The following is a 23,694-nucleotide window of genomic DNA, read 5'->3' on the forward strand; positions in this document are numbered from 1 at the left end:
ATCTATTTTCGTCCCACTCTATTTTTAATACAGGATAATGGTGAACAACACCTAAATGATAGAAACTAATATAGCTCGAATCAAATAAAATTATGCGTTTTAAGGAAATTAAATATTATTTATTTTTTGAACTTTTCTTATTCCATCAAATAAGTGTCCAAAAAAGTGGCCGTTGCAGCGGATTAAAAAATACAAACAGGCGTTTGACTTTGGTTGACGTTAACGTTAACAGGACGTAAAGTTGCTCTATTCTGCATTGGTATTAACCAATGTTTTGTCCATGTACATGAAAGTGTAGGAAGGAAACCCTATGAAAGTATTGGTGCCCGTTAAGCGCGTTGTTGATGCCAATGTGAAGGTCAGGGTCAAAGCTGACAATACAAGTGTTGACACTGCAAACCTAAAAATGGCGTTGAACCCTTTTTGTGAAATCGCAGTAGAAGAAGCGGTTCGTTTAAAAGAAGCGGGTAGCGCTACTGAAGTGGTTGTTGTCAGTATTGGTAATAAAGCCGTGCAAGAACAACTGCGTACCGCGCTTGCATTAGGCGCAGATCGTGCAATTCATATCGATACTGAAGAAGAGCTCGTGCCAGTGTCTATCGCCAAATTGCTCAAAGCGGTACAAGACAAAGAACAAGCAGAGCTGGTGATTTTTGGTAAGCAATCCATCGATGGTGATAATAACCAAACTGGCCAAATGTTTGCCGCGTTAATGGATATGCCACAGGCGACCTTTGCTTCAGAAATCAAATTAGAAGCGAATACATTACAAGTCACCCGTGAAATTGACGGCGGCATGCAAACTCTTAAACTGCCTTTACCTGCTGTTGTGACCGCCGATTTACGTTTGAACGAACCCCGTTACGCTTCATTGCCTAACATAATGAAAGCTAAGCGTAAGCCATTAGAAGTATTTACTGTGGCAGACTTAGGCGTGACGTTAAAGAGTCACCAAACGATTGTGAAGGTCACTCCGCCAGCTGAACGTAAAGCGGGCATCATGGTAGCGTCGGTAGCTGAGCTAGTTGAAAAGTTAAAAAATGAAGCGAAGGTGATCTAAATGGCCATTTTAGTATTAGCTGAACATGATAATGCAGCACTGAAACTCGATACGGCAAAAATTGTTACCGCCGCCCGTGCCATAGGCGATGAAGTACATGTCTTGGTTGCGGGTCACCAATGTGGCGCGGTTGTCCAAGCGGCGCAGGCACTACAAGGCGTTAGCCAAGTACTCGTTGCCGATGCCAGCGTGTATGAAGCGCATTTAGCGGAAAATTTTGCCAAATTGCTGGTGGACTTAGCGCCAAACTATGGTCACATTCTGGCCTCGGCTTCAAGTTTAGGTAAGGATACGCTTCCGCGCGTGGCGGCATTATTAGATGTCGCGCAAATCTCAGAAGTTATTACCGTCGTCAATGCGGACACCTTTGTGCGCCCTGTGTATGCGGGTAATGCCTTAGCGACAGTGCAAAGCCATGATGCCATTAAAGTGATGACAGTGCGTGCCAGTGCGTTTGACGCTGCGCCAGAAGGTAACAGTGCGGCTGTGACGACACTTGATAAAGTGTTTGAAGCGAGAACTCAGTTTGTTTCTCAATCGCTGACAGTTTCTGCCCGTCCAGAGTTAGGCAATGCTGGCATTATCGTATCTGGCGGCCGAGGCATGGGCAGTGGTGAAAACTTCGGCATGTTAGAACAACTTGCTGACAAGCTCGGTGCAGCCGTTGGCGCATCACGCGCTGCAGTTGACGCAGGTTTTGTGCCTAACGATTTACAAGTGGGTCAAACCGGTAAAATCGTTGCGCCAAACTTGTATATTGCCGTCGGTATTTCTGGCGCGATTCAACATTTAGCCGGCATGAAAGACGCTAAAGTCATCGTTGCAATCAACAAAGATCCTGAAGCGCCGATTTTTCAAGTTGCCGATTATGGACTCGTTGCAGATCTGTTTGAGGTGGTTCCTGAGCTGATTACAAGTCTCAGTTGATTTTATCTGTGATCTAGGTCACATTAAGTGGCTTTGCGGTAGCATCTGCTAAGCCGCTTATGTTTTTATGTGCCTCACGCCCGTGCAAGGGCGTTCTTAGAAGTAGAGGCGCGCCAAATATTAGTAGTGATCAGTAGGGTGATTCCGTTGATCGATTGCGAAAGGATTTGGTGCCGAAGTGGTTCGATTTATCACGATCGACTGCTGGGGTTGTACCTAATAGGTGCAGCACTGCCATAGTATTTTCCGATATGGATATTGGGAATAGTTACTATGGAGCGCTACTGATAGGACAGGTGACCTTGGGTATCTATTGCCTTTTCCCACCAGTTCAGTCGCCCTCCATTCGTATTTAACGAAGATAATAATCAATGACTGTTATGAATTATGCCGATTCGGCACTTTCCTTGTTGCCGCCTGCGGTGGCTATCGTGTTGGCGATCTTGACTCGCCGTGTACTGCTTTCTTTGGGGTTAGGTATTTTAATTGGTGCTTTATTGCTCAATCAATTTTCACCTTTAGCAACGGGTGAGTTTGTATTTAATGGCGTTAAAGGGCTTTTTTGGACTGATAAAGGTCTAAATTCGTGGAACTTATATATTCTCGGTTTCTTAATTGTACTGGGAATGATCACAGCGTTAATTACCGTAAGTGGCAGCGCGCGTGCTTTTGCCGATTGGGCTCGTTTACATATACGTAATAAACGTGACGCTAAACTATTGACCATGTTTTTAGGTTGCGTAGTTTTTATTGATGATTATTTCAATAGTTTAGTTGTTGGTTCGGTCGCTCGACCTGTTACCGATCGTTATTATGTTTCCCGCGCTAAGTTAGCTTATTTATTAGATTCTACTGCGGCGCCTGTGTGCGTTATTTCTCCAGTTTCGAGCTGGGGCGCTTATATTATCGCACTCATTGGCGGGATATTAACTGCCCATGGTTTTGCTGATACGGGTCATTTGAGTATTTTTATTCAAATGATCCCGATGAACTTTTACGCAATCTTCTCCTTGTTATTATTACTTTTTGTTGTCTTTATGGGATTAGATGTTGGGCCAATGCGTGAGCATGAGCTCAATGCCCAACGTGGTAATTTATACGATGAGTCTAAAGGATTACCGCCTGGGGCGAACGCAGATTTACCTGAAGCCGAAACCGGTAAGATTTTAGGTCTGTTCCTGCCGATTACCGTGTTGGTATTTGCAACCCTCTATTTCATGATTAACAGTGGTGCTCAAGTACTCGCGGCGGAAGGGATTAAATTTAATATTATTTCTGCTTTTGAGAAAACCGATGTCAGTTCATCACTTTTCTTTGGTGCATTAATTGGTCTAGCGGTCTCGCTGATATTGAATTTAGTGCAAGGCGTTGAGAAATTGATGATAGTCAAAGGTATAGTGCAGGGCGCTCGCTCTATGCTGCCGGCGATTTACATCCTGTTATTTGCTTGGACAATCGCAGGTGTGATTGGTCAACTCGAAACCGGTAAGTTTATGGCGAGTTTAGCAACAGGAAATATTCCGTTCGCGTTTTTACCCGCCTTAATGTTTGTGCTAGCAGGTATTACTGCGTTCTCAACCGGTACTAGCTGGGGTACGTTCGGGATCATGTTGCCGATTGCTGCTGATATGGCTATGGGAAGTCACACAGGCATGATGTTGCCTATGCTTGCCTCTGTGCTGGCAGGGGCTGTATTTGGCGATCACTGTTCACCAATTTCCGACACGACTATCTTGTCGTCTACGGGCGCCAGTTGCCACCACATTGACCATGTGGTGACTCAGCTACCTTATGCACTCATTGCGGCGTTTATTAGCTTAGTGGGTTATGTGGCACTTGGATTTACCGAGTCTGTTGTCGCGGGTTTAGTGGCTTGTAGTGTGGCATTTGTGATTAGTATTATCGTACTTAAAATCAAATCTAAAGGCGCAATTAGCTAGACGTTAATTGAAACCTTTCACTGCAAACGTTCACGTCAAATAAGTCAAAATAAATCAGCCAGCATTATGCTGGCTGATTTTTTTGGTTAAGGCTGAGTTTGTCTTTATCTTTAGCCTATCGCATTAAGGCTACCAACTCTTAGCTTAGCGTGCTTGATCTAGACCGCGGCGTTTAAGTAAGCCTTCCGTGGTTGGTTCTTGTCCGCGGAAGTTTTTGTAGGCGTCCATTGGCGCTATGCTATTACCCACTTCACGGATCGTTTTGCGGTACTTCATGCCGATTTCACGATTGAGCCCACCTTGGGTTTGTACATACGCAAACGCATCCGCCGCTAAAATCTCACTCCACATATAAGCGTAATAACTTGCCGAGTAACCGCCGGGGAAGGCGTGGGCAAAATAGGTCGACTTATAACGCGGAGGTACGGCACTGATGTTTAAGCCGTGCTTTTTCAGGGCATTGGCTTCAAAGGTTGGTACATCTTGCAGCGGCGTATCAGGGCTTAATGAATGCCATTCCATGTCTACTAATGCGGCGGCCATGTATTCCAGTGTGTCAAAGCCTTGGTTGAAGCTGCCAGATTTCAGCAGTTTTTGCAGCAGTTCATCGGGAATGGGTTTGCCTGTTTCATAGTGTTTCGCGTAGTTCGCTAACACTTTTGGATGGGCGGCCCAATCTTCTTCAAACGTCGATGGAAATTCGACAAAGTCGCGTGAAACCGAGGTACCCGCCAGACTTGGATAAGTCACTTTAGAGAACATGCCGTGGGTGCCGTGACCCATTTCATGGAACATAGTGGTGACTTCGTTATAGCTGACGAATGTGGGTTGACCTTCGGGCGCTTTCTTTATGTTCATCACGTTGACGACCACAGGTTTAGTGCCTTCGAGGAAGGATTGACCGACGAACGAACTCATCCAAGCGCCACCACGTTTACCTTCACGGGCAAAATAGTCGGCGTAGAAAATGGCCATGCTTGAGCCATCGGCATCAAACATTTCGTAGGCTTTTACATCGGGATGGTAAACCGGTAAATCTGGGCGTGGTTTTAAGGTGACGCCATAGAGTTCTTTGAGTGTGTAGAATACGCCGTCTTCGAGCACGCGGTTAAATTCGAAGTATGGGCGAATGCTATTGGCATCGAGAGCGTATTTTTCTTGGCGGACTTTTTCTGCGTAAAACTCCCAGTCCCACGGTGCCAGTTCAAATTTCCCACCGGTTTTAGTGATCATCGCTTGAATGTCGGCCGCTTCTTTCTCTGTGTTAGCAACTACCGCAGGCACCATTGAACCAAACATGCTGTAAACCGCTTCGGGTGTTTTGGCCATTTGCGGTGCTAATCGATAACTTGCCCAGTTTTCATAGCCTAATAGTGTTGCGCGCTCGGCTCTGAGTTTCGCTAAACGAGATACGAGTGACGCAGTTTCGTTTTCACCAGTTAAGCCACGGTTCGCTGAGGCTTCCCAAATACGCTGGCGTAGCTCACGGTTTTCCAGTGATGCCAACACAGGTTGGCGAGTGGTGTTGGTTATGTTAATCAGATACTTGCCATCGTGACCGGCAGCTTTGGCATCGTTCGCGGCTGAAGCTATTTCACCGTCGGTTAATCCAGCAAGTTCACTTTTTGAATCCACCACAACGGCGATTTCTTTGGTTAAGCGTAATAAACGCTGAGAGAACTCATTCGTTAGTGTTGATTGTTCTTCATTTAACGCGCGGATTTTAACTTTTTGTTCATCGGTAAGTTTAGCGCCAGCCATGATAAAGCGTTGGTGATATACCTCAACCAAACGTACGACTTCTGGGGTTAACCCTAAGTTAGTGCGGTCGTTATAGATGGCTTCGATACGGGCAAATAGCGCTGGGTTTAAGTTGATATTATCTGAGTGGGCCGCCATTTTGGGCGCCATTTCGCCTTGGATTTTACGCAGTTCTGGATTGCTATTCGACCCTGCTAAATTATAAAACACGCTTGATGCACGGTTGAGTAGAGCGCCGCTTTTCTCCATAGCCACAATCGTATTATCGAAGGTTGCTGCTGCCGGATTATTGGCTATTGCGAGAATTTCTTGATACTGCTCAGCCATGCCTTGCTCTAGGGCTGGCGCGAAGTGCTCATTCTTGATGAGGCTAAAATCAGGGGCTTGATATTGCAGGTTACTGGCTTGGAACAGCGGGTTTTGGGTTTGTACCGAGATAACGTTAGGTGCTTTAGTTTCTGTGCTGCTGCAACCTGCCATGAATCCGGCGGTGAGAGTGGCGCCGATGGCGATGGCAATAAAACTTTTACGCATAATTGAGTGACTTCCTTTGAATTGTTGTTTTTTTAGGACTGTAACGTTAGTAACTTAAATAGGGCTGAAAATGGCTTGTTATCGGGAATGTCTAAGTAAAAAAGGAGCCTCGCATTAGCGAGACTCCTTTGGCTATTTCCTTGCAGGGAAAATAGGTACCGCTTTTTACTTACTTCTTAATCACGCGATGATGAGATGATTAATTAGCGAGTAAACTTGTGGTATTTATCAATACCAGAACTTCTACCTGTGTCATGACATACTGCACAGGATTCAGAGGTCGGTTGTTTAAACCAGTCAGCAACCTTTGGTATGCTGATTTCACCACCGTTGCTTGCCATATGCGCCTTAGCTGAATCGCTAGTGTGGCAGGCATAACAGTTAGCGGTGACTGGGCTTGTCATTTTGCTACCTGGCTCAGCGATGTATTGATTTGGCACTTTGCTTAAATCAATCGCTTTTTCATGACAGGCAACGCAGCTAGTAGAGGCTTCAATCGCGCCTGCACCGTTAGCGGTTTGCGCTTGAGTTCCATCAGCTTTAACTTCACCGACTTTAGCGCCATTACCCCAGTGCCAGCTGTGCACCATAGGACCAAAACCTGCGCCTAAGGCTGCTGAAGTACGTTCCATGCCGTTGTCATGGCAGGCGATACAAGCTTTACCACCTTCATCGAAGGCACCATTTTTGTGGAACGCAGTGGCATCGTTGTGACAAGTAGTACAGCTGTTAGTACTCGCTATCTCACGACGTTCGAAGCCAGAGACCTTTTGAGTGGTGACAGGGTTAACGACATCTGAGTAAGCCGTAAAGGATATGCCCATAGAACCATCATAACCTGTCGCTCTTAGGCTGCCATTACTTTGGTAGCGTTGCTTGCCATCATATTCCATCCAACCAGCGGTACTGAATGTCACGCGGGCAGAATAAACATAGTTAGCATTCACTGCGCTGATATCCGTCAGTAAATGACAGATATTTTTAGTGCCGTCAGTGTTGTAACCATAGTAGTAGTTAGTACGGTTACCTGGGCGACCCACTAAGCTGCCATTTTCATAGGAATGTAAATAAGCGCCCGCATAAACTACGGGTTTCTTAGCGTCATATACTAGCGGGCTAGAATAGTTAAAGTTGTCTTTAATGCTAAAGACGTTACCATCGGTGTCTTTCACTGTCAGTGTTGTACACCAGCCTGGGGCGGTTACTGCGGCCGCAGCACCTGTCGGCGCATAGTGGTCTGTCTTGGTAGAAATATCATCTACTTTAACAGGTGTTGATAGACTCAATTTATACTTAGCGCGAATCGCTTGGCGTTCGGTTATACCCGCTTTGCTTTCGTGCATAATGCGCAGATCCGCACCATTACTTGGGATAATAGCCCCTGGTACGCCACCACTGTCATGGCAATCAATACAACCTGGTCCGGCTACGTTGATGTTTTTAGGTGCTTCAACGTGACAAGATGTACAGTTTTGTACTGAAAAGTCTTTAGTAAAATCTTGGTGATTGATATGACCAATTTTAGATAGGGTGTTTGTCGCATAGCCACCCGTAGAGAAACCTTCAGCATTGACAACTGCGCGGCTGACTGAACCGTGACACACTAAACAGCCTTCCACGAAGGTGACTTCGCTGTCCATGCCAGTAGCGACATAGCTTGCATGACGACGAGGGCTTGTTGAGTAGTCGATATGGCAAGAGTAACAACTATCAGTTGTGGTTGAATGGGTGCCTTCAGGTTTGTTAACGACCAGAGGTTTAGAGGTCGCAATACCATTATTACCACCGACACGTAACCAAACGATACCTTCAGTACTTGGATTAACCCCTTTCATTGGTACTTTAAATTGGTAATGACCATCAGCTAAAGCGGTCAATTCTGCGCCGACGGTTGCTTGAGTTGCTTCACCGCCAATATGGACGTTATCTGCAACACCATTTTTATCAGCTTCGGTGCGGTTAGTGATGAAGCCTTTATCTGTTAGTGCCGCCACTTTGGCTTGAGCATTTAACAGTCCGTTGATTAGGTTATTGTTTTCATCTGTAATTTCAAATTCGTAAGTGATACTGCCTTCGCCAAAGCTATAGTTGATCACTTTGACGTTAGTCATAGTAGAACTGGTGACTGGGGGCGGTGTTCCAGGCTCACCGGGTGTTCCAGGTTCACCGGGTGTTCCAGGGATACCGGGCGTTCCTGGTGCTCCATCTACACCATCTTTACCATCATCGCCACAGCCAACAAGGGCGCCAGTTAGTGCTAAGGCAACTAAATATGCCAGTTTTCTAGAGGTGAAAATTCTCATCATAATCTCCATTTGATCCAATATGCGAATAAAGGACGGAGTGGAGCACTAAAGTTTGCAGGGTAGATTAGTGCTTTGACCGTTGGTCTCAATTTGCAAGCTATCGAATACTTTTCTTTTTTTAATTGAGCACGTTTTGTCTCGAATGAAATATTACTGTTAACGCTATGTTTATTTTTTGAGCGCAAGCCCATTTATACCTATTACTTTGGAGGTAGATCGCACTTTTTAAATTTAACTTTTACTAATTTTTCCTTATGAAACAACATTTAAGTTTCAGTTAAGCTTTCATTAACAATTGAACGGCATTGGGGCGTTTTTTATGTTTTTTGCAGGGAAGAGTATTAAATGAAGTGGACTCGAAATATTTCAGGAGGCGATTGGGGATTAAAATGATTGATAAGTTGGTGTCATTGCAGAATTTCATGATAAAAGCTTAGCGGCTGCTAGTGTTCTGATGTGAAGCGCAATGTTAGACTAGCGCTCAATTTGGCTCTGGTAGCAGACGCGTAAGCGCTAACGTTTTTAAAGGGTATAAGTCTTGGCTCAATTGTATTTTTATTATTCGGCAATGAACGCGGGTAAATCCACTTCCCTATTACAGTCATCCTATAACTACCGTGAACGCGGTATGAATACTTTGGTCATGACAGCCTCCATAGATGACAGATATGGCAAAGGTAAAGTGGCCTCACGTATTGGCATTGAAACCGAAGCACAGGTATTTAGTAGCCAAGATGATTTAACTCAAATGATTAGCGATGTGCATCAAGCTACGCCATTAAGTTGTGTGCTGGTGGATGAGTGTCAGTTTTTGAGTAAAGAACAGGTTAAGCAGCTGACGCATGTGGTCGATAATATTGATATTCCTGTACTCTGCTATGGCCTAAGAACGGACTTTCAAGGCGAACTTTTTAGCGGCAGTCATTATTTATTAGCTTGGGCCGATAAATTAGTTGAGTTGAAGACTATTTGTCATTGTGGGCGTAAGGCTAACATGGTGGTGCGTCTTGATGGTGAAGGTAAGGTGATGCGCGAGGGTGAGCAAGTGGCGATTGGCGGTAATGAAAGTTATGAGTCTGTCTGTCGCAAACATTTTCGTGAATTTATCTGGGATGCGCATGAATATGTGGGATGAGGCTTCGTTAATAGTGTGATTATTGAGCGACTCATTCTTTTTGTGCGACTTAAATTAGCTCGTTTTGTTTTTAAGTCATACTGTCTGTTGCCTTAATCACTGAAAATACCTTGATATCAACAAATTAATATTTGGCAAAATGTACTATCAGCTTAACATTAGTATTGATTAGTGGCGGTTGTGGGTCACAGGCACCCTTCTTTACAGTGAAGTTAGGTTTGATAAAGTGTGGAACATAATGGGTACTAAGACTAATTAATAGAGCCGGATAATGGCTAGATGAGTTTGATATCTTGCTTTACTGAGTGGCAACGGATTTGCTGAGTTGCATGAAAGATGAATATTTTAGTGTTTTTTTGGAGCTGTTTTGCCTAATTCCACATCAGAGATGAAGTTCGAAAATTATCGTCCTCGTCCACCACAACCTGAGCCTAAAGCTAAGGTTAAGCCGCCGCGTAAAGCCAGATCAAAGGGCAGGGTCTGGTTCTTATTTTTCATTCTGATTTGCTGCGCTGCATTGCTGATTGGACTTGAGGTTAAAACTTCGTTTTATCAAGCAAAATTCATCAATCAATATGCTAAGACGCTCACCTATGAATTAGAAAGCTCACCGAGCCAAGCGGTTATTTATCCTAGTTATGGTCCTTTTGATGAGCGCCATGGCTACAGTAAGTTACCTCAGTATATTGATAGGTTATTGCAACGGAATTTTCAGGTAACGCAACAAGTGGCGTTTTCGCCAGCGTTGCAGGAATACGCTCAACTTGGATTTTTTCCGCCTTACCATGAAAAGGCCCAATCTGGATTGACGCTGCTCGATTGCCGCAATACTGATTTATACGAATTTGCCTATCCTAAACGGGTTTATCAGGACGACGATAAGATCCCCAATGAAATCGTTAATACTTTACTGTTTATTGAAAACCGCGAGTTATGGACGACGGAAGAGAAACTCAATCCTGTGATCGACTGGCCACGCTTTGTGGTGGCAGGTATGAGTCAAATTGCTGAAATGGTTGGTATGAATGTCTCTACCGCAGGTGGCAGTACACTCGCGACTCAGATTGAGAAATTCCGCCATTCTTCCCAAGGTTTAACCTTGAGCATTAAAGATAAGTTACTGCAAATTGGCTCGGCCAGTGTGCGCGTGTACCAACAAGGTGAAAACACTGAACCTGCTCGTAAGCGCATCGTTCAAGATTATCTGAATACCGTGCCATTATCTTCGGCGCCAAATCATGGTGAAGTTCATGGTATTGGTGATGGATTGTGGGCGTGGTTTGGTACCGATTTCGATACTGCAAACAAGCTGTTAGCATCGCCGCAGATCAAAGGTAATGCCACCAAGCGCGGACAAGTATTCCGGCAAGTGGTTGCCTTGATGATCGCCCAACGTCGTCCGTCCTACTATCTATTACAAGGTCATGAAGATCTTGAAAACTTAGTCGATAGCCATATCCGTTTACTCGGCCAGTATTATTTGATTGATCGTGGTCTACGTGATGCTGCACTCGCGCAGAAATTGCAGTTTAAGGTCGCCAAGCCGCAGCGTAATACCCAATCTGGCGCAGATAAGGGCGTGAACACAGTTCGCATTCGCACCGCTGGCATGTTAAATGTGGGGCTGTATGATTTAGACAGGCTTGATTTGACGGTCAATAGTAGCTTACACAGTGACTTACAGCAGAAAGTCAGTCACTACTTACGCAGTCTGGCGCAAGTGCCTACCGCGGAGCAAGTGGGTCTGCTTGGCGAACGGTTACTCGACCCAAGCCAACTGCAAAACGTGCTGTATAGCTTTACGCTTTATGAGCGCACTGATACCGCCAACCGAGTTAGAGTGCAGACGGATAGTACTGATCAGCCTTTTGATATTAACGAGGGCAGCAAGTTGGAATTGGGCTCAACCGCTAAATTGCGGGTGATGGCGACCTACTTAGAAATCATTGCCGAGATCCACGACAAGTATTCCAAGAAACATGGGATTGAATTGGAATCCATCATTATCGAACCTAGGGATCATTTAACCCGTTGGGCGATTGATTACTTGATTTTGAATCCCGACAGACGTTTAGACCGCATGTTAGATGCGGCGTTACAGCGAGAATATTCGGCCTCAACCAGTGAACAATTTTTTACCGGTGGTGGGTTGCATGTGTTTAATAACTTTAAAAAAACAGAAGATTTAAAAACGCCAACACTTTACCAAGCCCTGCAGGATTCGGTTAACTTGCCGTTTGTGCGTCTCATGCGCGATATCGTGAATTACAGCAGTAGTATGCAAAACGAGGGCAATATGGCCCAGTTGCTGCGTAATGATAAAGATCCGCGCCGTGACGAATATCTGCGGGTATTTGCTGATAGAGAAGGTAATACCTTCGTTACTAAGTTTTATCGCAAGTACAAAAAAGTGGCTGCGAATGAGCGTTTCGACATGTTTTTTGACGGTTTGTCCCAGTCGGAGCAGCAGTTGACGGCGGCGTATCGCTATTTACTGCCCGATGAACCTATGGCGGCATTTAAGGCTTTCTTGAAGCAAAGACTGCCACAGGTAAGCTATACCGATGGTCGTATTAAGAGCTTATATAACAAGTACGGTCCGGATAAATATAATTTGCCAGATCAAGGCTATATCGCACGGGTGCATCCCTTGGAATTGTGGGTGCTGGATTACCTTAATCATAATCCTGATGCCAACTTGAACGATGTTAAGCAGGCGAGTGAAGCACAACGTCAAGAGGTTTACCGTTGGTTGTTTAGGACGCGGCATAAAAACGCCCGTGACGTACGAGTGCAAGTGATGCTTGAAGTTGAAGCCTTCCTTGACATACATCAACGTTGGGCGCGTTTAGGTTATCCCTTTGATTCTATGGTGCCATCCTTAGGCTCAGCACTGGGTAGCTCGGGTGACCGACCCGCAGCCTTAGCCGAGCTGATGGGCATTATTCAAAACGACGGCTATCGTTTGCCCACAGTGCGTATCAATCAGCTGCATTTCGCCGCAGATACGCCCTATGAAGTGAGATTGCAGAATCAGAACACCCAAGGTGAGCGGGTAATGCGCCATGAAGTAGCACAAGCCTTAAAAGCAGCGCTGGCGAACGTAGTGCAAAACGGCACCGCACGTCGTTTAAAGGGCATTTTTACCGATGAAAAAGGTGGCATGTTAGCCATAGGCGGGAAAACCGGCACCGGTGATAACCGTATTGTGACTCAGATGCAGCAAGGTAAAAAAGTGGCGACTACGGCGATGAACCGCACTGCGACCTTCGTGTTTTATCTAGGTGACAAATACTTCGGTACTTTGACCGCCTTCGTGCCCGGCAGTAAATCTGATGATTTTAGTTTTACTTCGGCGCTGCCATTGCAGGTGATGAAGGGCATGATGCCTATTTTAGCTCCCTATGTACAAACCGAGCAGGGCATGTGTGTGGTGAACGAATAAAGGCATGAATTAATAAGTGCCACGCCAACGACAAAGAGTGTTCCAGATGAACACTCTTTGTCGTTTTAAGGCTTAAATTCTCTATCGATTGAGTTTATTGCTGTGGTTAACATGGGTTAGTTAAAGCACTGTGATAAAAGTGCAGCGATTAAGATTACTGCGGCGATAACTGGTAAATTTTTGATTTAGCTTCATCGGTTACGAGATAAATCAGTCCATCTGGCCCTTGCACGACTGAGCGTAATCTTTGCCCTAATTCAGTTTTCAGCAGCCGTTCTTCTTTAATTATCTTGTCGCCATCAAGCACTAAACGCACCAGTGTTTTTTCCTTTAGGCTGGCGAGTAACAGATTATTTTGCCACTGTGGAAATTTATCACCTGTGTAAAACATAAAGCCCGCCGTGGCAATCGACGGAACCCATTTGTAGACGGGTTGCTCCATTCCCGTTTTATGGGTACCTTCGCCGATGTTGCCGCCGCCATAATTCTCACCATAGGTAATCACTGGCCAGCCATAGTTTTTAGCCGCTTGGTCGATATTGAGTTCATCGCCGCCCTGGGGGCCATGCTCGCCCGTCCACAATACTTTGCTGGTGGGATTAATGGCCGCGCCTTGCATATTGCGATGACCGATAGACCAGATCTCGGGTAAGGCGCCAACCGTATTGGCGAAGGGGTTATCCTTAGGCACTGAGCCATCGGCATGAATACGCACCACTTTGCCTAAATGATTGTCTAATGTTTGTGCGCTATCTTTTTCGCTATAGCGATCACCGAGTGTGATAAACAGTGTGCCATCAGGCGCCCACACTAAACGAGATCCAAAATGGTGGCCGCTGTTGACTTTAGGTTGTTGACTAAAAACGCGGGTGAGATTTTCAAGCTTGTTACCATTGAGCGTGGCAAAACTGACCGCTGTGCTATTGAGCGTATCACCTTCAGCGGGTTCTGAATAACTGAAATAGATTTTTTTGCTGCTTGCAAAATCGGGCGCAAGCACGACATCAAGTAAACCACCTTGACCTTTGGCATACATAGGCGGTAAACCCGTTAAGGGTTCACCCACTTTGCCTGCGGTGCTGACAATGCGCATTCTGCCGGCGCGTTCAGTCACGAGCATACTGCCGTCGGGTAAGAATGCCATACCCCAGACATTCTCTAACCCTTGGGCTATGGTTTTTACCTGAATATTACCCGTTTCCGTTTTGACGCTAATGGTCGCTGCGCTAGCGGTTTCGGTGTAAATAGCCGGTGAGCATGCAATAAGACACAGGGCAAGATTTAAGGTGCTTAGTTTCAAGGTCTTTGGCATTAATTTACTCAGTCTCAAGGTCCTCAGCTTCAAGGTCATCAGTTTCATCGCTATCCTTAATCACAGTGTTCTCCTATAGGATGGATCAGAGTAACAAGTCAGTCACATAAGGGCAATTTATCGGCGAGACCTTGTATCGAAAATTCGTCTGTCCAGCTTTTATGAGTTTAAGCTTCACAAATCAAAAGCCTAACGTATGAAAACTAACGCATGAAAAACTAGCGCATGAAAAAGCCTAAGGCCATTGCTAAACCGACGATCACAATAAAGCCGCGTAGCAAGGGCTGTGAAATACGGTAGGCCAGCGCCGCCCCCACATAACCACCGACAATCGCCATAACGGCAAGCAGCAACAGATATTGCCCATCGATAACATTGCCCGCGGCATAAACCACAACGGCGATGGCGGTGAGCAGGGCTGAAATCAGATTTTTAAGTCCGTTCATCCCATGTAGATTGGTTTGCCCCATCAGGCCAAAACTTGCGAGTAGTATGATGCCTAAGCCACCATTAAAATAACCGCCATAGATACACACAGCCGACAGCATTATCAGTGCCGTTATCGGACTTAACATTGGCGTAGAGGTGTTTTCGCCTTGCTCAGCGATTCTTCGTTTGAGCAACCAAGGGCCAACAATAAAGGCCGCGGTGGCCAGTAGAATCAGCCAAGGGATCAGCTTTGCGAAGACTTGCTCGCTGGTGGTCAGCAAAATACCCGCGCCAATACTGCCGCCAATTAAAGCAATTAAGATCAGATTCTTAAGGCTAAGACTCGCCGGATATTCGATATCCTTTCTAAAACGCCATGCGCTGGCGATATAACCAGGCAGCAGCGCGGCTGTCCCCGTGGCATTCGCCGCAATCGGTGGAACCCCGACAAACACTAACGCTAATAGGGTAATAAAACTGCCTCCACCGGCAACTGCATTGAGCATGCCGCCTAAAAAGCCCGCGAGTGCAATAATAAGCCAGTCCATAGATACCGCTCCTTTGGACAATGAGAGAGTTAAACAGAGCGCTAAAAATGTGTCTGTTATTATGAGTCAATCTAAGCACTCACCCTAACAGGATGATTTCGATATTGAAAGTCGCGTAATGATTCGTTACATATCGCCATTCGTGAAGGTGAAGATATCGGATGAGTGAGCAGGCTTTTACTTGCTTAGTGCTAGGGGACTTGATCCCAAATGCCTGACATAAAAATAACCGCAGCTATGGCTGCACTTTGCTCGGTAAAAACATCTTCTCCCCAGCAGTTTTGTCCACGTTCTTGGTAATAAACATGAAAGGTACCGAGCATAGGTGTTCGAATGCAATACCAACCATCGAAGGTATTCTTAGTAAAATTGACCCAATGCTGCGCATCAGCAGCTTGGATTTGCTGAATGAGTAATTCATTTTGCGATAGCAAAGCCACAAGCTCATTCTGGGTGGTTATTTGATGCTCGGCTTTTATAGCCTCGAGAAGATTTTTAAGTTTTATCATGGGATCCTTTTCATTCATCGAGAGTATCTACATCACTTTTAACGAATGGCCGCGGAGATGGAGGATTGGATTAATGCTTCAAAAATATCTGTTTGCCCCGCTGGAATAAGCTGCCTGTGAATTTCGCGGCGTTTCGCACTGTCGAATAAGCGCTCCGCAACCCAGCCGGTTAAATAGAGTGAGGACAAGCAGCCACCCGCAGTGGCAATATTGCCATTAATCACGAGGGCGCAGTCTTCTACATCGACGCCCATGGCAACTAGGGCAGGTTTTGCATCGGGGTGAGTCGTTGCTGAAAGATTGTCGAGTAGTCCTAATTTGGCAAAGAAGAATGACCCAGCGCAGATACTGCCAAGCAATTGTCGTGTGGGATCTAATTTAAGGGCGGACATAAACTCAGTATCAGCAAGTGCCGCAGGTACGCCTTTGTAACCACTGCTGAATAATACCACGTCGGCATCAGCGACTTCGGCCACATGACCATCGGTTGCAACCGTCATCCCTAAACTCGATCTGTGGCTAGGTTTGGTCCCGAGTACTTTTACTGTCCAATCGGTTTTTGTACGGCCGAGAATATCGCGCATTAAGAAGAAATCGATATCGGTAAATTCATCAAATATCACAATCGCAATCTGGTACATAAGCTTTCCTCTGGCTTGTATTGTGGATGACTTAAGGCTTGAATATGCTCAACCTTAAGCCTTGGGTCCTCAATATGAATAGAATCATGATTTTATTGGTTATCCATTTTTTATGAAAATTTGGTTAATCAAAATATTAACCAGCACTAAACGATGGCAGTCGCTTGGCGAAAATAGCATGGGCATCAAAATCTTGGCTTTGCATTCTGGTTAATGTGTTGGTTAACACTTCATCGGCTGCATCTTCAATCCGCAGGATCTTCTCTGCTGCGACATAGTCGCTAAACGCTGTGCAGACTTGTTCAAACAAAGCTGTGATATCGCCAAAGGCCGGATGACTGAACTGCGGATTAGGCAAGCCCCTGAGGTCACGAAGCTTTAGCAGCATTAACGCCGTCAACGGTATGTATGATAGATGTCCATTGTGGAACTCAAAAAAACACTTTTTATCCCCAATAACTGCTTGTTCTACCTGATGATCACACAGGGTTTGCAGCATAGTGCTGATGAATTCGATATCCTGTGTGTCCCAGTTATCTAAAAATGGCGCATAGGGGAAAGGAGCCGTTTTTCGCAGTGTCACTTGCACTTCAGTGGTAAAAGGCGGCTCGATATGCCCCAGATAACGGCCATACAGCAGCACCAAAAAATCGCCAATAAAGCCATGGGAGCGAACAATCCAGCCCGAACGCCGCGCGGTTGCATCAGCGTGGTACAGCTCGTCCGCCTCGCGTTTAAGCCCAGCTAACAGCATCAGCACAAGCCGAAACACGCTGATTGTAGACCACATAGCGTTTGCTATCCCGTCAGTTTTTTCTATCGATGAGCAATATTTATAGTAATCAATGGCGGTTGCAAAATAACCGTAAGCGAGCGAGCGCATCAGCGGCGCCGCCTCAAGCCTGCCAGATTCTATATACGCAAGTTGCGCCACATCGGCCAAATAACATTCGGGCACGCCGAATTCGGCACCAAACAACTCCCACTGGCGAAAGTCCTCATCAAACTCGCGGTATGGCTTAATTCTCTCAAAACCTTCTGTTACCCCGCTGTCAATATAAAGAGGTAGTAAATACTGGTCATATTCAAAGACGTTTTTGGCATAATCGCGCATATGTTTACGACTGCGACTGCGCTTATTGAGAAATTTGGCTAACATCTTGAGCATCCTTATTATTTAGGCTGCGGCAAGTTTACCGCAACGGCGCTAAATATGACTATCTGTAGCATTTTTGAAGCAAGCATTAAGCGACTCCGTTGTAGCGATGGTGAACACACATTCGCCAGCAAAGAACCTTGCTAACATATGGTGTTATCAGTTTAATGCGCGACATTGTTCATTATTGAATATGCTGGGATGGGGAGTAAACCGCACTCTTGCGTTGGCGACCATCGGGAAAAGGGACTTTTTCGTTGAGCCCCCAAGGATGGGTTTACGGCGAGTCGCCAGAGCAGAAGGGCTGTTTATGGCGATAAGCTCTCAAAAAGTACCTAGACTGCAAAAGCTCACAGAAAACAAGGTTTGTAGTGAACAAGCTGGTGGTGAATTTTACTCATGGTTCTCCGCTTCGTGGGGACAACAAAAGCAACGAGGCCCAGAATCATTTTTTGGGCCTTGTTGGTATCGTAAAACGTCGGTTAACGCTCAAAATTCTTTAGGTTAAAGCTTCAAACTAACTTGAGTTTCAACCTTAGCCGCTATACGTTACTTGCGCATTTTAGAGAACGCTTAAAACACCATTTCTGGTACATGCTCTGGCACGATTAACTTGCCAGCAGTTTTGCTGACGATTTCTTCGACGCTGACACCTGGTGCGCGCTCAAGTAAATGGAATGCGCCATCTTTGATTTCTATAAAGGCTAAATCTGTGACGACACGTTTAATGCAGCCGTAACCTGTTAGCGGCAATTCGCACACGGGTAGCAGTTTAGAATTGCCGTATTTATCGGCGTGCATCATAGTCACGATAATGTTTTCGGCGCCCGCGACTAAATCCATCGCGCCGCCCATGCCTTTGATGAGTTTGCCGGGGATCATCCATGAGGCGATAGAGCCGTTCACATCGACTTCAAAGGCGCCGAGCACGGTTAAGTCCACATGGCCGCCACGGATCATGGCAAAGCTTTCCGCCGATGAAAAAAATGAAGCGCCTTTGACTGCGGTAACGGTTTGTTTACCCGCGTTGATTAAATCGGGATCTATGGTGTCTTCGGTCGGGAATTCACCCATGCCGAGTAGGCCGTTTTCTGATTGCAGCATGACTTCCATGCCGCTCGGAATATAGTTAGCGACCAGTGTTGGAATGCCGATGCCGAGGTTGACGTAGTAGCCATCTTTTAATTCTTTGGCGACGCGCTGAGCCAGTTGTTCTCTTGATAATGCCATGATATCTATCCTTTCTATTTGGCTTTGACGCTTTGGCCTTTAATCTTAGGATTTTACCCTTAGTTTTTTTACTTTAGGGAGCTAAGTGCCAATTGCGTTAACTGTGTTTCAAGGTTTTGCCAGCGCCTTTTATTTCGCGGCTTTTACCGTGCGCTGCTCGATACGTTTCTCGAACTTGCCTTGAATAACGCGGTCAACATAGATGCCCGGCGTGTGGATATGATCTGGATCTAGCTCGCCCGGCTCAACAATAAACTCGGCTTCAACCACAGTGATTTTGCCCGCGGTCGCCATCATAGGGTTAAAGTTGGCGGCGGTTTTACGGAACACCAAATTACCCATGGTATCGGCTTTCCATGCGCGCACTAAGGCAAAATCTGCGGTCAGCGACTCTTCTAATACGTAATGGCGACCTTTGATTTCGCGGGTTTCTTTGCCATCAGCGACTGGCGTGCCGTAGCCTGTAGCGGTGAAAAATGCCGGAATACCTGCGCCGCCTGCGCGGATCTTTTCCGCCAGCGTGCCTTGGGGCGTTAAAATCACGTTCAGTTCGCCAGAGAGCATTTGTTGCTCGAAAGTGGCGTTCTCGCCCACGTAAGAGGCGATCATAGTGGCGATTTGGCGATGTTTTAACAGTAAGCCAAGGCCAAAGTCGTCAACGCCAGCGTTGTTTGATATCGCCGTTAAACCGTTAACGCCCATCTTAACCATTTGATTGATTAAGCCTTCGGGAATGCCGCACAGGCCAAAGCCGCCGACCATAATGGTCATGTCGTTTGATAAGCCGTTTAACGCTTCTTCATAGCTGCTGACGACTTTATTGAGTCCTGCCATTGTGATGTCCTTTTATGCTGTATAAAACGCGCGGGAAATAACGCGCGTTTTCAATAACGGTTGTTGTCGTTAATTATTGTTGTTCTATTTTGCTAACAGGGCCGTAGCCACTTTCGAGCCGTTGTTGCGATTCAGCTGCGTGCTGATAGCTTGTCCTGCTAACGCGAGTTTTTGTAAATCGATACCCGTTTCGAATCCCATGCCGTGCAGCATATACACTAAGTCTTCGGTGGCAAGATTGCCCGACGCGCCTTTGGCATAGGGGCAGCCGCCAAGACCTGCAACCGAGGAGTCAAACACCCGCACACCTAAGTCTAAGCAGGTCAAAATGTTAGCGAGTGCTTGGCCATAGGTGTCGTGAAAGTGTAGCGCCAGTTTGTCCATAGGCACATGTTCAGCAACGGTTTGCAGCATTCTACGGGCTTTTTGCGGCGTGCCTACACCGATAGTGTCGCCAAGCGATATTTCGTAACAGCCCATTTTGTAAAGGATTTCAGACACACGGGCCACTTCACTGACCGCTATCTCACCTTCGTAGGGGCAGCCGAGCACACAGGACACATAGCCACGCACTGGGATATTGTGTTTTTTTGCTAATTCCATCAAAGGGATAAAGCGTTCAATCGACTCTTCTATCGAGCAGTTTATATTGCGCTGACTAAAGCTTTGTGAGGCGGCGCCAAATATTGCCACCTCACTCGCTTTTGCATCCAGTGCCAGTTCAAAGCCTTTGACGTTGGGTGTGAGCGCGCTATACACCACGTCGCTTTGACGATGTATTTGTTTGAGCACATCGGCAGAATCGGCCATTTGTGGCACCCATTTAGGTGACACAAAGCTGCCTGCTTCGATACGCTTAAGCCCCGCACCTGCCAGCGATTCAATCAAGGCGATTTTAGCTGCCGTCGGCACTGCGACTTCGTTTTGCAGGCCGTCGCGTGCGCCCATCTCGAAGATACTGACCCTGTCTTTGGCGTTCGCTGCTTGGCTTAGATTGGCTAACGACATCTTAGGCTTCCTTGATCGCGGTTGGCTCGTTTGTCTCTAACGGCTCAACGTTAAGCAAGGTTGCACCATCGGTGACCAGCTCGCCCGCTTTAAAGTAGAACTCAGTGACTATGCCATCAAAGGGGGCTTCGATGGTGTATTCCATCTTCATGGCTTCCATCACTAGCAAACCTTGGCCCGATTTCACTTGTGTGCCGACATCGACTAAATGGGTCACTACCGTACCGTTCATCGGTGCTTTTAACTTGTCAGCATTGCTGGCTTGTTCTTCGACCACGAGTGTTTGCACTGCTTTAAAGTGGTAACTGCCAGAGGATAAAAATAGCGTAAAGTCATCACCTTGGGCACTAACGGGCACTTTACTCTTATGGCCGTTGATTTCGGCGAGCAGTAAATCTTGTTTCAGCTCGCCATTTAGTAACCAATCTTGACCGTGCAGCGGTAGCTGATACATGCCGCCTAAATCGAGCATCACTAACTGCTGCAATTCATGGGCATCATCGAGCAGGGCAATATTGTGCTGACTGCAACTGTTGAGTCTAAAGCCGCTCACTTGACCCCAAGGCGAGTAAGGATCGGCGCTGTTGATCGCTTGCGCTTTGGCGGCTTCTTTACGGGCAAGCACTTGATACAGCGCGGCAAAGGCAAGGGCAGTGTCGGCTTCGCTTGAAGCTGTACCAATCAGGGTATCGCCATAACGGCCAATAAAGTCAGTGCTAAAGTCGGCATTGGCAAACGCTGGGTGTTCGGCAATGTTCGCTAAAAACTCAATGTTGTGCTTAAGGCCGCTGATTTGATACGACTCTAAGGCATGCACTAAACGTTGCAGGGCGCGCGGGCGCGATTCATCCCAGACGATAAGCTTGGCAATCATAGGATCGTAGAAGTTACTGATCACATCGTTTTCGCGAATACCCGAATCGATACGCACGTATTTACTTTGCTCGGGTTCACGTAAAAAGTTGAGCTTACCGCTGGCGGGTAAAAACTCATTCTGTGGATCTTCGGCATAAATTCGCACTTCAAAGGAATGGCCGTGGATCCGCACTTCATCTTGCTTAAGGGGCAGTGGCTGACCACTGGCGACCATCAATTGCCATTTCACTAAATCTTGGCCTGTGACCATCTCAGTCACTGGATGCTCAACCTGCAGACGGGTGTTCATTTCCATGAAATAGAAGCTATTGTCTGTGTCGAGCAGAAACTCTACAGTCCCCGCGCCAACATAATCGATGGCTTTGGCTGCCGCGACGGCCGCTTCACCCATTTGGGCACGCAGTGCATCGCTTAACCCTGGTGCTGGCGCCTCTTCAACCACTTTTTGGTGGCGACGTTGAATCGAACAATCGCGATCCGATAAATAAATCGCGTTGCCAAAGGTGTCGGCAAACACTTGCACTTCGACGTGGCGCGGCTGGCGTAAATAACGCTCCATCAATAACTTATCGTTACCAAAAGAAGAGGCCGCTTCACGGCGCGCCGAGTTAACGGCTTCCATGATTTCGCCTTCATTCTCGACGATACGCATGCCTTTACCGCCGCCGCCATAAGCCGCTTTAATCAGCATAGGGAAGCCGATTTTCAGAGCCTCCGCTTTTAAGGTCGCATCGGTTTGGTCATCGCCGTGATAACCCGGCACTAAGGGCACGTTTGCCGCAGTCATAATAGATTTAGCGGCGCTTTTGCTGCCCATGGCATCGATAGCATCACTGCCTGGGCCAACAAAGGCGATGCCAGCGGCTTCACATTTACGGGCAAAGTCGGCATTTTCAGACAAGAAACCATAACCTGGGTGAATCGCTTGTGCGCCCGCTTTTTTGGCGATGTCGATAATCAAATCGCCCTTTAAATAGGAGTCTGCCGGCGCACTGCCGCCTAAATAGAAGGATTCGTCGGCCATGGAGACATGGCGCGCTTCTTTATCGGCATCGGAATATAGGGCAACGGTGCGAACGCCCATGGCATGGGCCGTTTTGATGATGCGACAGGCGATTTCACCGCGGTTAGCAATCAATAGTTTGGTAAACATGTGCTTGGTCAACATCAAAGGGCTCCTTGGGTATCACTTGGCTTTTGCATGGGCTTGGAGGGCGTTGAGTGTGCTTGTTGCCAGTTAGGCTGACGTTTCTCAAAAAAGGCGTTTAAGCCCTCTTGGCCCTCGGTCGATACCCGAATGCGGGCGATACGCTCGCTAGTGTAATCAATGGTTTTTTGGTCTATCACGCCGTCTTCAAGATGCGACAGCAGAGTTTTTACCCATGCCATGCCTTGCGGGCTATTGGCTCGTAACGCGTCAATCATAGGCTTTGCGGCGGCGTCTAAGTCATCGCTGATCTCATGAATGACGTTAAGTTTTAATGCGGTTTCTGCACTAAAACGCTCGGCGGTCAGCATGTAGCGGCGCGATGCACGATTACCCATAGCGCGGGCAACGTAAGGGCTAATTACTGCTGGAATTAATCCGAGTTTCACTTCGCTCAAGCAAAAGCTGGCGCGCGTCGTGGCGATAGCGATATCGCAGGCGCAAATCAGCCCCAGTGCGCCGCCAAAGGCTGCACCTTGCACTAGTGCAATGGTGGGCTTAGGAAAGGTATCAAGATCCTGCATCAGTTTTGCTAAGGCTTTGGCATCATTTAGATTTTGCTCAAAGTCCATTTTGGCTTGTTTGCGCATCCAATTGAGATCGGCGCCGGCGCTGAAGTTTTTGCCGTTCGCTTTGAGCACCAGCACTTGGCATTGCTTGTGTTCAGCAAAATAGCTAAGGACGCTAATCATCTCGCTAATCATCACTTCATCGAAGGCGTTGTGTACATCGCTGCGGTCAAGGATAAGCTCGGCAACGCCGTGATTGAGCGCATGGCTCACGTGCTGCAAGTTGCTTAAATCCTGTGGCGTTATTGGTAAATTTGTCATAACTGT

17 protein-coding genes and 1 riboswitch are annotated in these 23,694 nt (G+C 46.7%); of the genes, 5 read left to right on the top strand and 12 right to left on the bottom strand.

The window, feature by feature from the left end:
• Nucleotides 1-310 precede the first annotated feature (310 nt).
• From RA178_RS07700 to RA178_RS07710, 3 genes are all read left to right on the top strand, one after another.
• Entirely contained in the window at nucleotides 311-1,060 is a 750-nt protein-coding gene (locus RA178_RS07700; RefSeq protein WP_028761124.1) for an electron transfer flavoprotein subunit beta/FixA family protein, read from the top strand.
• A complete protein-coding gene (locus RA178_RS07705; RefSeq protein ID WP_168824361.1) occupies nucleotides 1,061-1,987 on the top strand; it encodes an electron transfer flavoprotein subunit alpha/FixB family protein in 927 nt (308 codons plus the stop codon).
• A 95-nt stretch (nucleotides 1,988-2,082) separates the two neighbouring features.
• Nucleotides 2,083-2,279, top strand: a riboswitch (Lysine riboswitch).
• 79 nt (nucleotides 2,280-2,358) lie between these two features.
• Entirely contained in the window at nucleotides 2,359-3,927 is a 1,569-nt protein-coding gene (locus RA178_RS07710; protein ID WP_306685069.1) for a Na+/H+ antiporter NhaC family protein, read from the top strand.
• A 144-nt stretch (nucleotides 3,928-4,071) separates the two neighbouring features.
• On the opposite strand, the gene RA178_RS07715 is transcribed toward RA178_RS07710, so the two are convergent.
• Both RA178_RS07715 and RA178_RS07720 read right to left on the bottom strand, forming a co-directional pair.
• A complete protein-coding gene (locus RA178_RS07715; protein ID WP_306685070.1) occupies nucleotides 4,072-6,222 on the bottom strand; it encodes a M3 family metallopeptidase in 2,151 nt (716 codons plus the stop codon).
• A gap of 203 nt (nucleotides 6,223-6,425) precedes the next feature.
• Nucleotides 6,426-8,525, bottom strand: coding sequence for a multiheme c-type cytochrome (locus RA178_RS07720; RefSeq protein ID WP_168824357.1), 2,100 nt, complete (start codon nucleotides 8,523-8,525; stop codon nucleotides 6,426-6,428).
• Nucleotides 8,526-9,066: 541 nt separating this feature from the next.
• Here RA178_RS07720 and RA178_RS07725 point away from each other — a divergent pair.
• Nucleotides 9,067-9,663, top strand: coding sequence for a thymidine kinase (locus RA178_RS07725; RefSeq protein ID WP_028761119.1), 597 nt, complete (start codon nucleotides 9,067-9,069; stop codon nucleotides 9,661-9,663).
• 367 nt (nucleotides 9,664-10,030) lie between these two features.
• The gene (locus RA178_RS07730) at nucleotides 10,031-13,108 is read left to right on the top strand and encodes a transglycosylase domain-containing protein (protein ID WP_131523137.1); all 3,078 of its coding nucleotides are present in this window, start codon (nucleotides 10,031-10,033) and stop codon (nucleotides 13,106-13,108) included.
• Between the two features lie 154 nt (nucleotides 13,109-13,262).
• Here the strand turns inward: RA178_RS07730 and RA178_RS07735 are convergent, their stop codons facing one another.
• The 10 genes from RA178_RS07735 to RA178_RS07780 all read right to left on the bottom strand — a co-directional run bounded on the left by RA178_RS07735 (nucleotide 13,263) and on the right by RA178_RS07780 (nucleotide 23,688).
• Nucleotides 13,263-14,468 carry a PQQ-dependent sugar dehydrogenase gene (locus RA178_RS07735; protein ID WP_263265490.1) on the bottom strand — a complete coding sequence of 402 codons (1,206 nt, stop codon included), beginning with the start codon at nucleotides 14,466-14,468 and terminating at the stop codon, nucleotides 13,263-13,265.
• Between the two features lie 170 nt (nucleotides 14,469-14,638).
• On the bottom strand, nucleotides 14,639-15,397 hold the full coding sequence (locus RA178_RS07740; protein WP_105252043.1) for a sulfite exporter TauE/SafE family protein: 759 nt from the start codon (nucleotides 15,395-15,397) through the stop codon (nucleotides 14,639-14,641).
• Between the two features lie 191 nt (nucleotides 15,398-15,588).
• Nucleotides 15,589-15,906, bottom strand: coding sequence for a cytoplasmic protein (locus RA178_RS07745; RefSeq protein WP_306685071.1), 318 nt, complete (start codon nucleotides 15,904-15,906; stop codon nucleotides 15,589-15,591).
• Nucleotides 15,907-15,944: 38 nt separating this feature from the next.
• On the bottom strand, nucleotides 15,945-16,547 hold the full coding sequence (locus RA178_RS07750) for a DJ-1/PfpI family protein (RefSeq protein ID WP_263265488.1): 603 nt from the start codon (nucleotides 16,545-16,547) through the stop codon (nucleotides 15,945-15,947).
• A gap of 136 nt (nucleotides 16,548-16,683) precedes the next feature.
• Nucleotides 16,684-17,706: a hypothetical protein gene (locus RA178_RS07755; RefSeq protein ID WP_306685072.1), complete on the bottom strand. Its 1,023-nt coding sequence runs from the start codon at nucleotides 17,704-17,706 to the stop codon at nucleotides 16,684-16,686.
• 570 nt (nucleotides 17,707-18,276) lie between these two features.
• Nucleotides 18,277-18,933: a 3-oxoacid CoA-transferase subunit B gene (locus tag RA178_RS07760; protein ID WP_006082325.1), complete on the bottom strand. Its 657-nt coding sequence runs from the start codon at nucleotides 18,931-18,933 to the stop codon at nucleotides 18,277-18,279.
• A 129-nt stretch (nucleotides 18,934-19,062) separates the two neighbouring features.
• Nucleotides 19,063-19,767 carry a CoA transferase subunit A gene (locus tag RA178_RS07765; RefSeq protein ID WP_063884906.1) on the bottom strand — a complete coding sequence of 235 codons (705 nt, stop codon included), beginning with the start codon at nucleotides 19,765-19,767 and terminating at the stop codon, nucleotides 19,063-19,065.
• Nucleotides 19,768-19,851: 84 nt separating this feature from the next.
• Nucleotides 19,852-20,775 carry a hydroxymethylglutaryl-CoA lyase gene (locus tag RA178_RS07770; RefSeq protein WP_306685073.1) on the bottom strand — a complete coding sequence of 308 codons (924 nt, stop codon included), beginning with the start codon at nucleotides 20,773-20,775 and terminating at the stop codon, nucleotides 19,852-19,854.
• A 1-nt stretch (nucleotide 20,776) separates the two neighbouring features.
• Complete coding sequence (locus tag RA178_RS07775) at nucleotides 20,777-22,819, bottom strand: acetyl/propionyl/methylcrotonyl-CoA carboxylase subunit alpha (protein ID WP_306685074.1); 2,043 nt, start codon at nucleotides 22,817-22,819, stop codon at nucleotides 20,777-20,779.
• A complete protein-coding gene (locus RA178_RS07780) occupies nucleotides 22,819-23,688 on the bottom strand; it encodes an enoyl-CoA hydratase-related protein (RefSeq protein WP_306685075.1) in 870 nt (289 codons plus the stop codon). Before RA178_RS07780 ends, RA178_RS07775 begins: the two co-directional genes overlap by 1 nt.
• Nucleotides 23,689-23,694: the final 6 nt, after the last annotated feature.

The organism is Shewanella oncorhynchi (assembly GCF_030848765.1).
GTDB lineage: Bacteria > Pseudomonadota > Gammaproteobacteria > Enterobacterales > Shewanellaceae > Shewanella > Shewanella oncorhynchi.

Coding starts and splice junctions, on each gene's coding strand:
- RA178_RS07700 (WP_028761124.1), top strand. CDS start 311: ATGAAAGTATTGGTGCCCGTTAAGCGCGTTGTTGATGCCAATGTGAAG.
- RA178_RS07740 (WP_105252043.1), bottom strand. CDS start 15,397: ATGGACTGGCTTATTATTGCACTCGCGGGCTTTTTAGGCGGCATGCTC.
- RA178_RS07760 (WP_006082325.1), bottom strand. CDS start 18,933: ATGGCATTATCAAGAGAACAACTGGCTCAGCGCGTCGCCAAAGAATTA.
- RA178_RS07710 (WP_306685069.1), top strand. CDS start 2,359: ATGACTGTTATGAATTATGCCGATTCGGCACTTTCCTTGTTGCCGCCT.
- RA178_RS07705 (WP_168824361.1), top strand. CDS start 1,061: ATGGCCATTTTAGTATTAGCTGAACATGATAATGCAGCACTGAAACTC.
- RA178_RS07745 (WP_306685071.1), bottom strand. CDS start 15,906: ATGATAAAACTTAAAAATCTTCTCGAGGCTATAAAAGCCGAGCATCAA.
- RA178_RS07780 (WP_306685075.1), bottom strand. CDS start 23,688: ATGACAAATTTACCAATAACGCCACAGGATTTAAGCAACTTGCAGCAC.
- RA178_RS07770 (WP_306685073.1), bottom strand. CDS start 20,775: ATGTCGTTAGCCAATCTAAGCCAAGCAGCGAACGCCAAAGACAGGGTC.
- RA178_RS07775 (WP_306685074.1), bottom strand. CDS start 22,819: ATGTTGACCAAGCACATGTTTACCAAACTATTGATTGCTAACCGCGGT.
- RA178_RS07765 (WP_063884906.1), bottom strand. CDS start 19,767: ATGGCAGGACTCAATAAAGTCGTCAGCAGCTATGAAGAAGCGTTAAAC.
- RA178_RS07755 (WP_306685072.1), bottom strand. CDS start 17,706: ATGTTAGCCAAATTTCTCAATAAGCGCAGTCGCAGTCGTAAACATATG.
- RA178_RS07735 (WP_263265490.1), bottom strand. CDS start 14,468: ATGAAACTGATGACCTTGAAGCTGAGGACCTTGAGACTGAGTAAATTA.
- RA178_RS07715 (WP_306685070.1), bottom strand. CDS start 6,222: ATGCGTAAAAGTTTTATTGCCATCGCCATCGGCGCCACTCTCACCGCC.
- RA178_RS07720 (WP_168824357.1), bottom strand. CDS start 8,525: ATGAGAATTTTCACCTCTAGAAAACTGGCATATTTAGTTGCCTTAGCA.
- RA178_RS07750 (WP_263265488.1), bottom strand. CDS start 16,547: ATGTACCAGATTGCGATTGTGATATTTGATGAATTTACCGATATCGAT.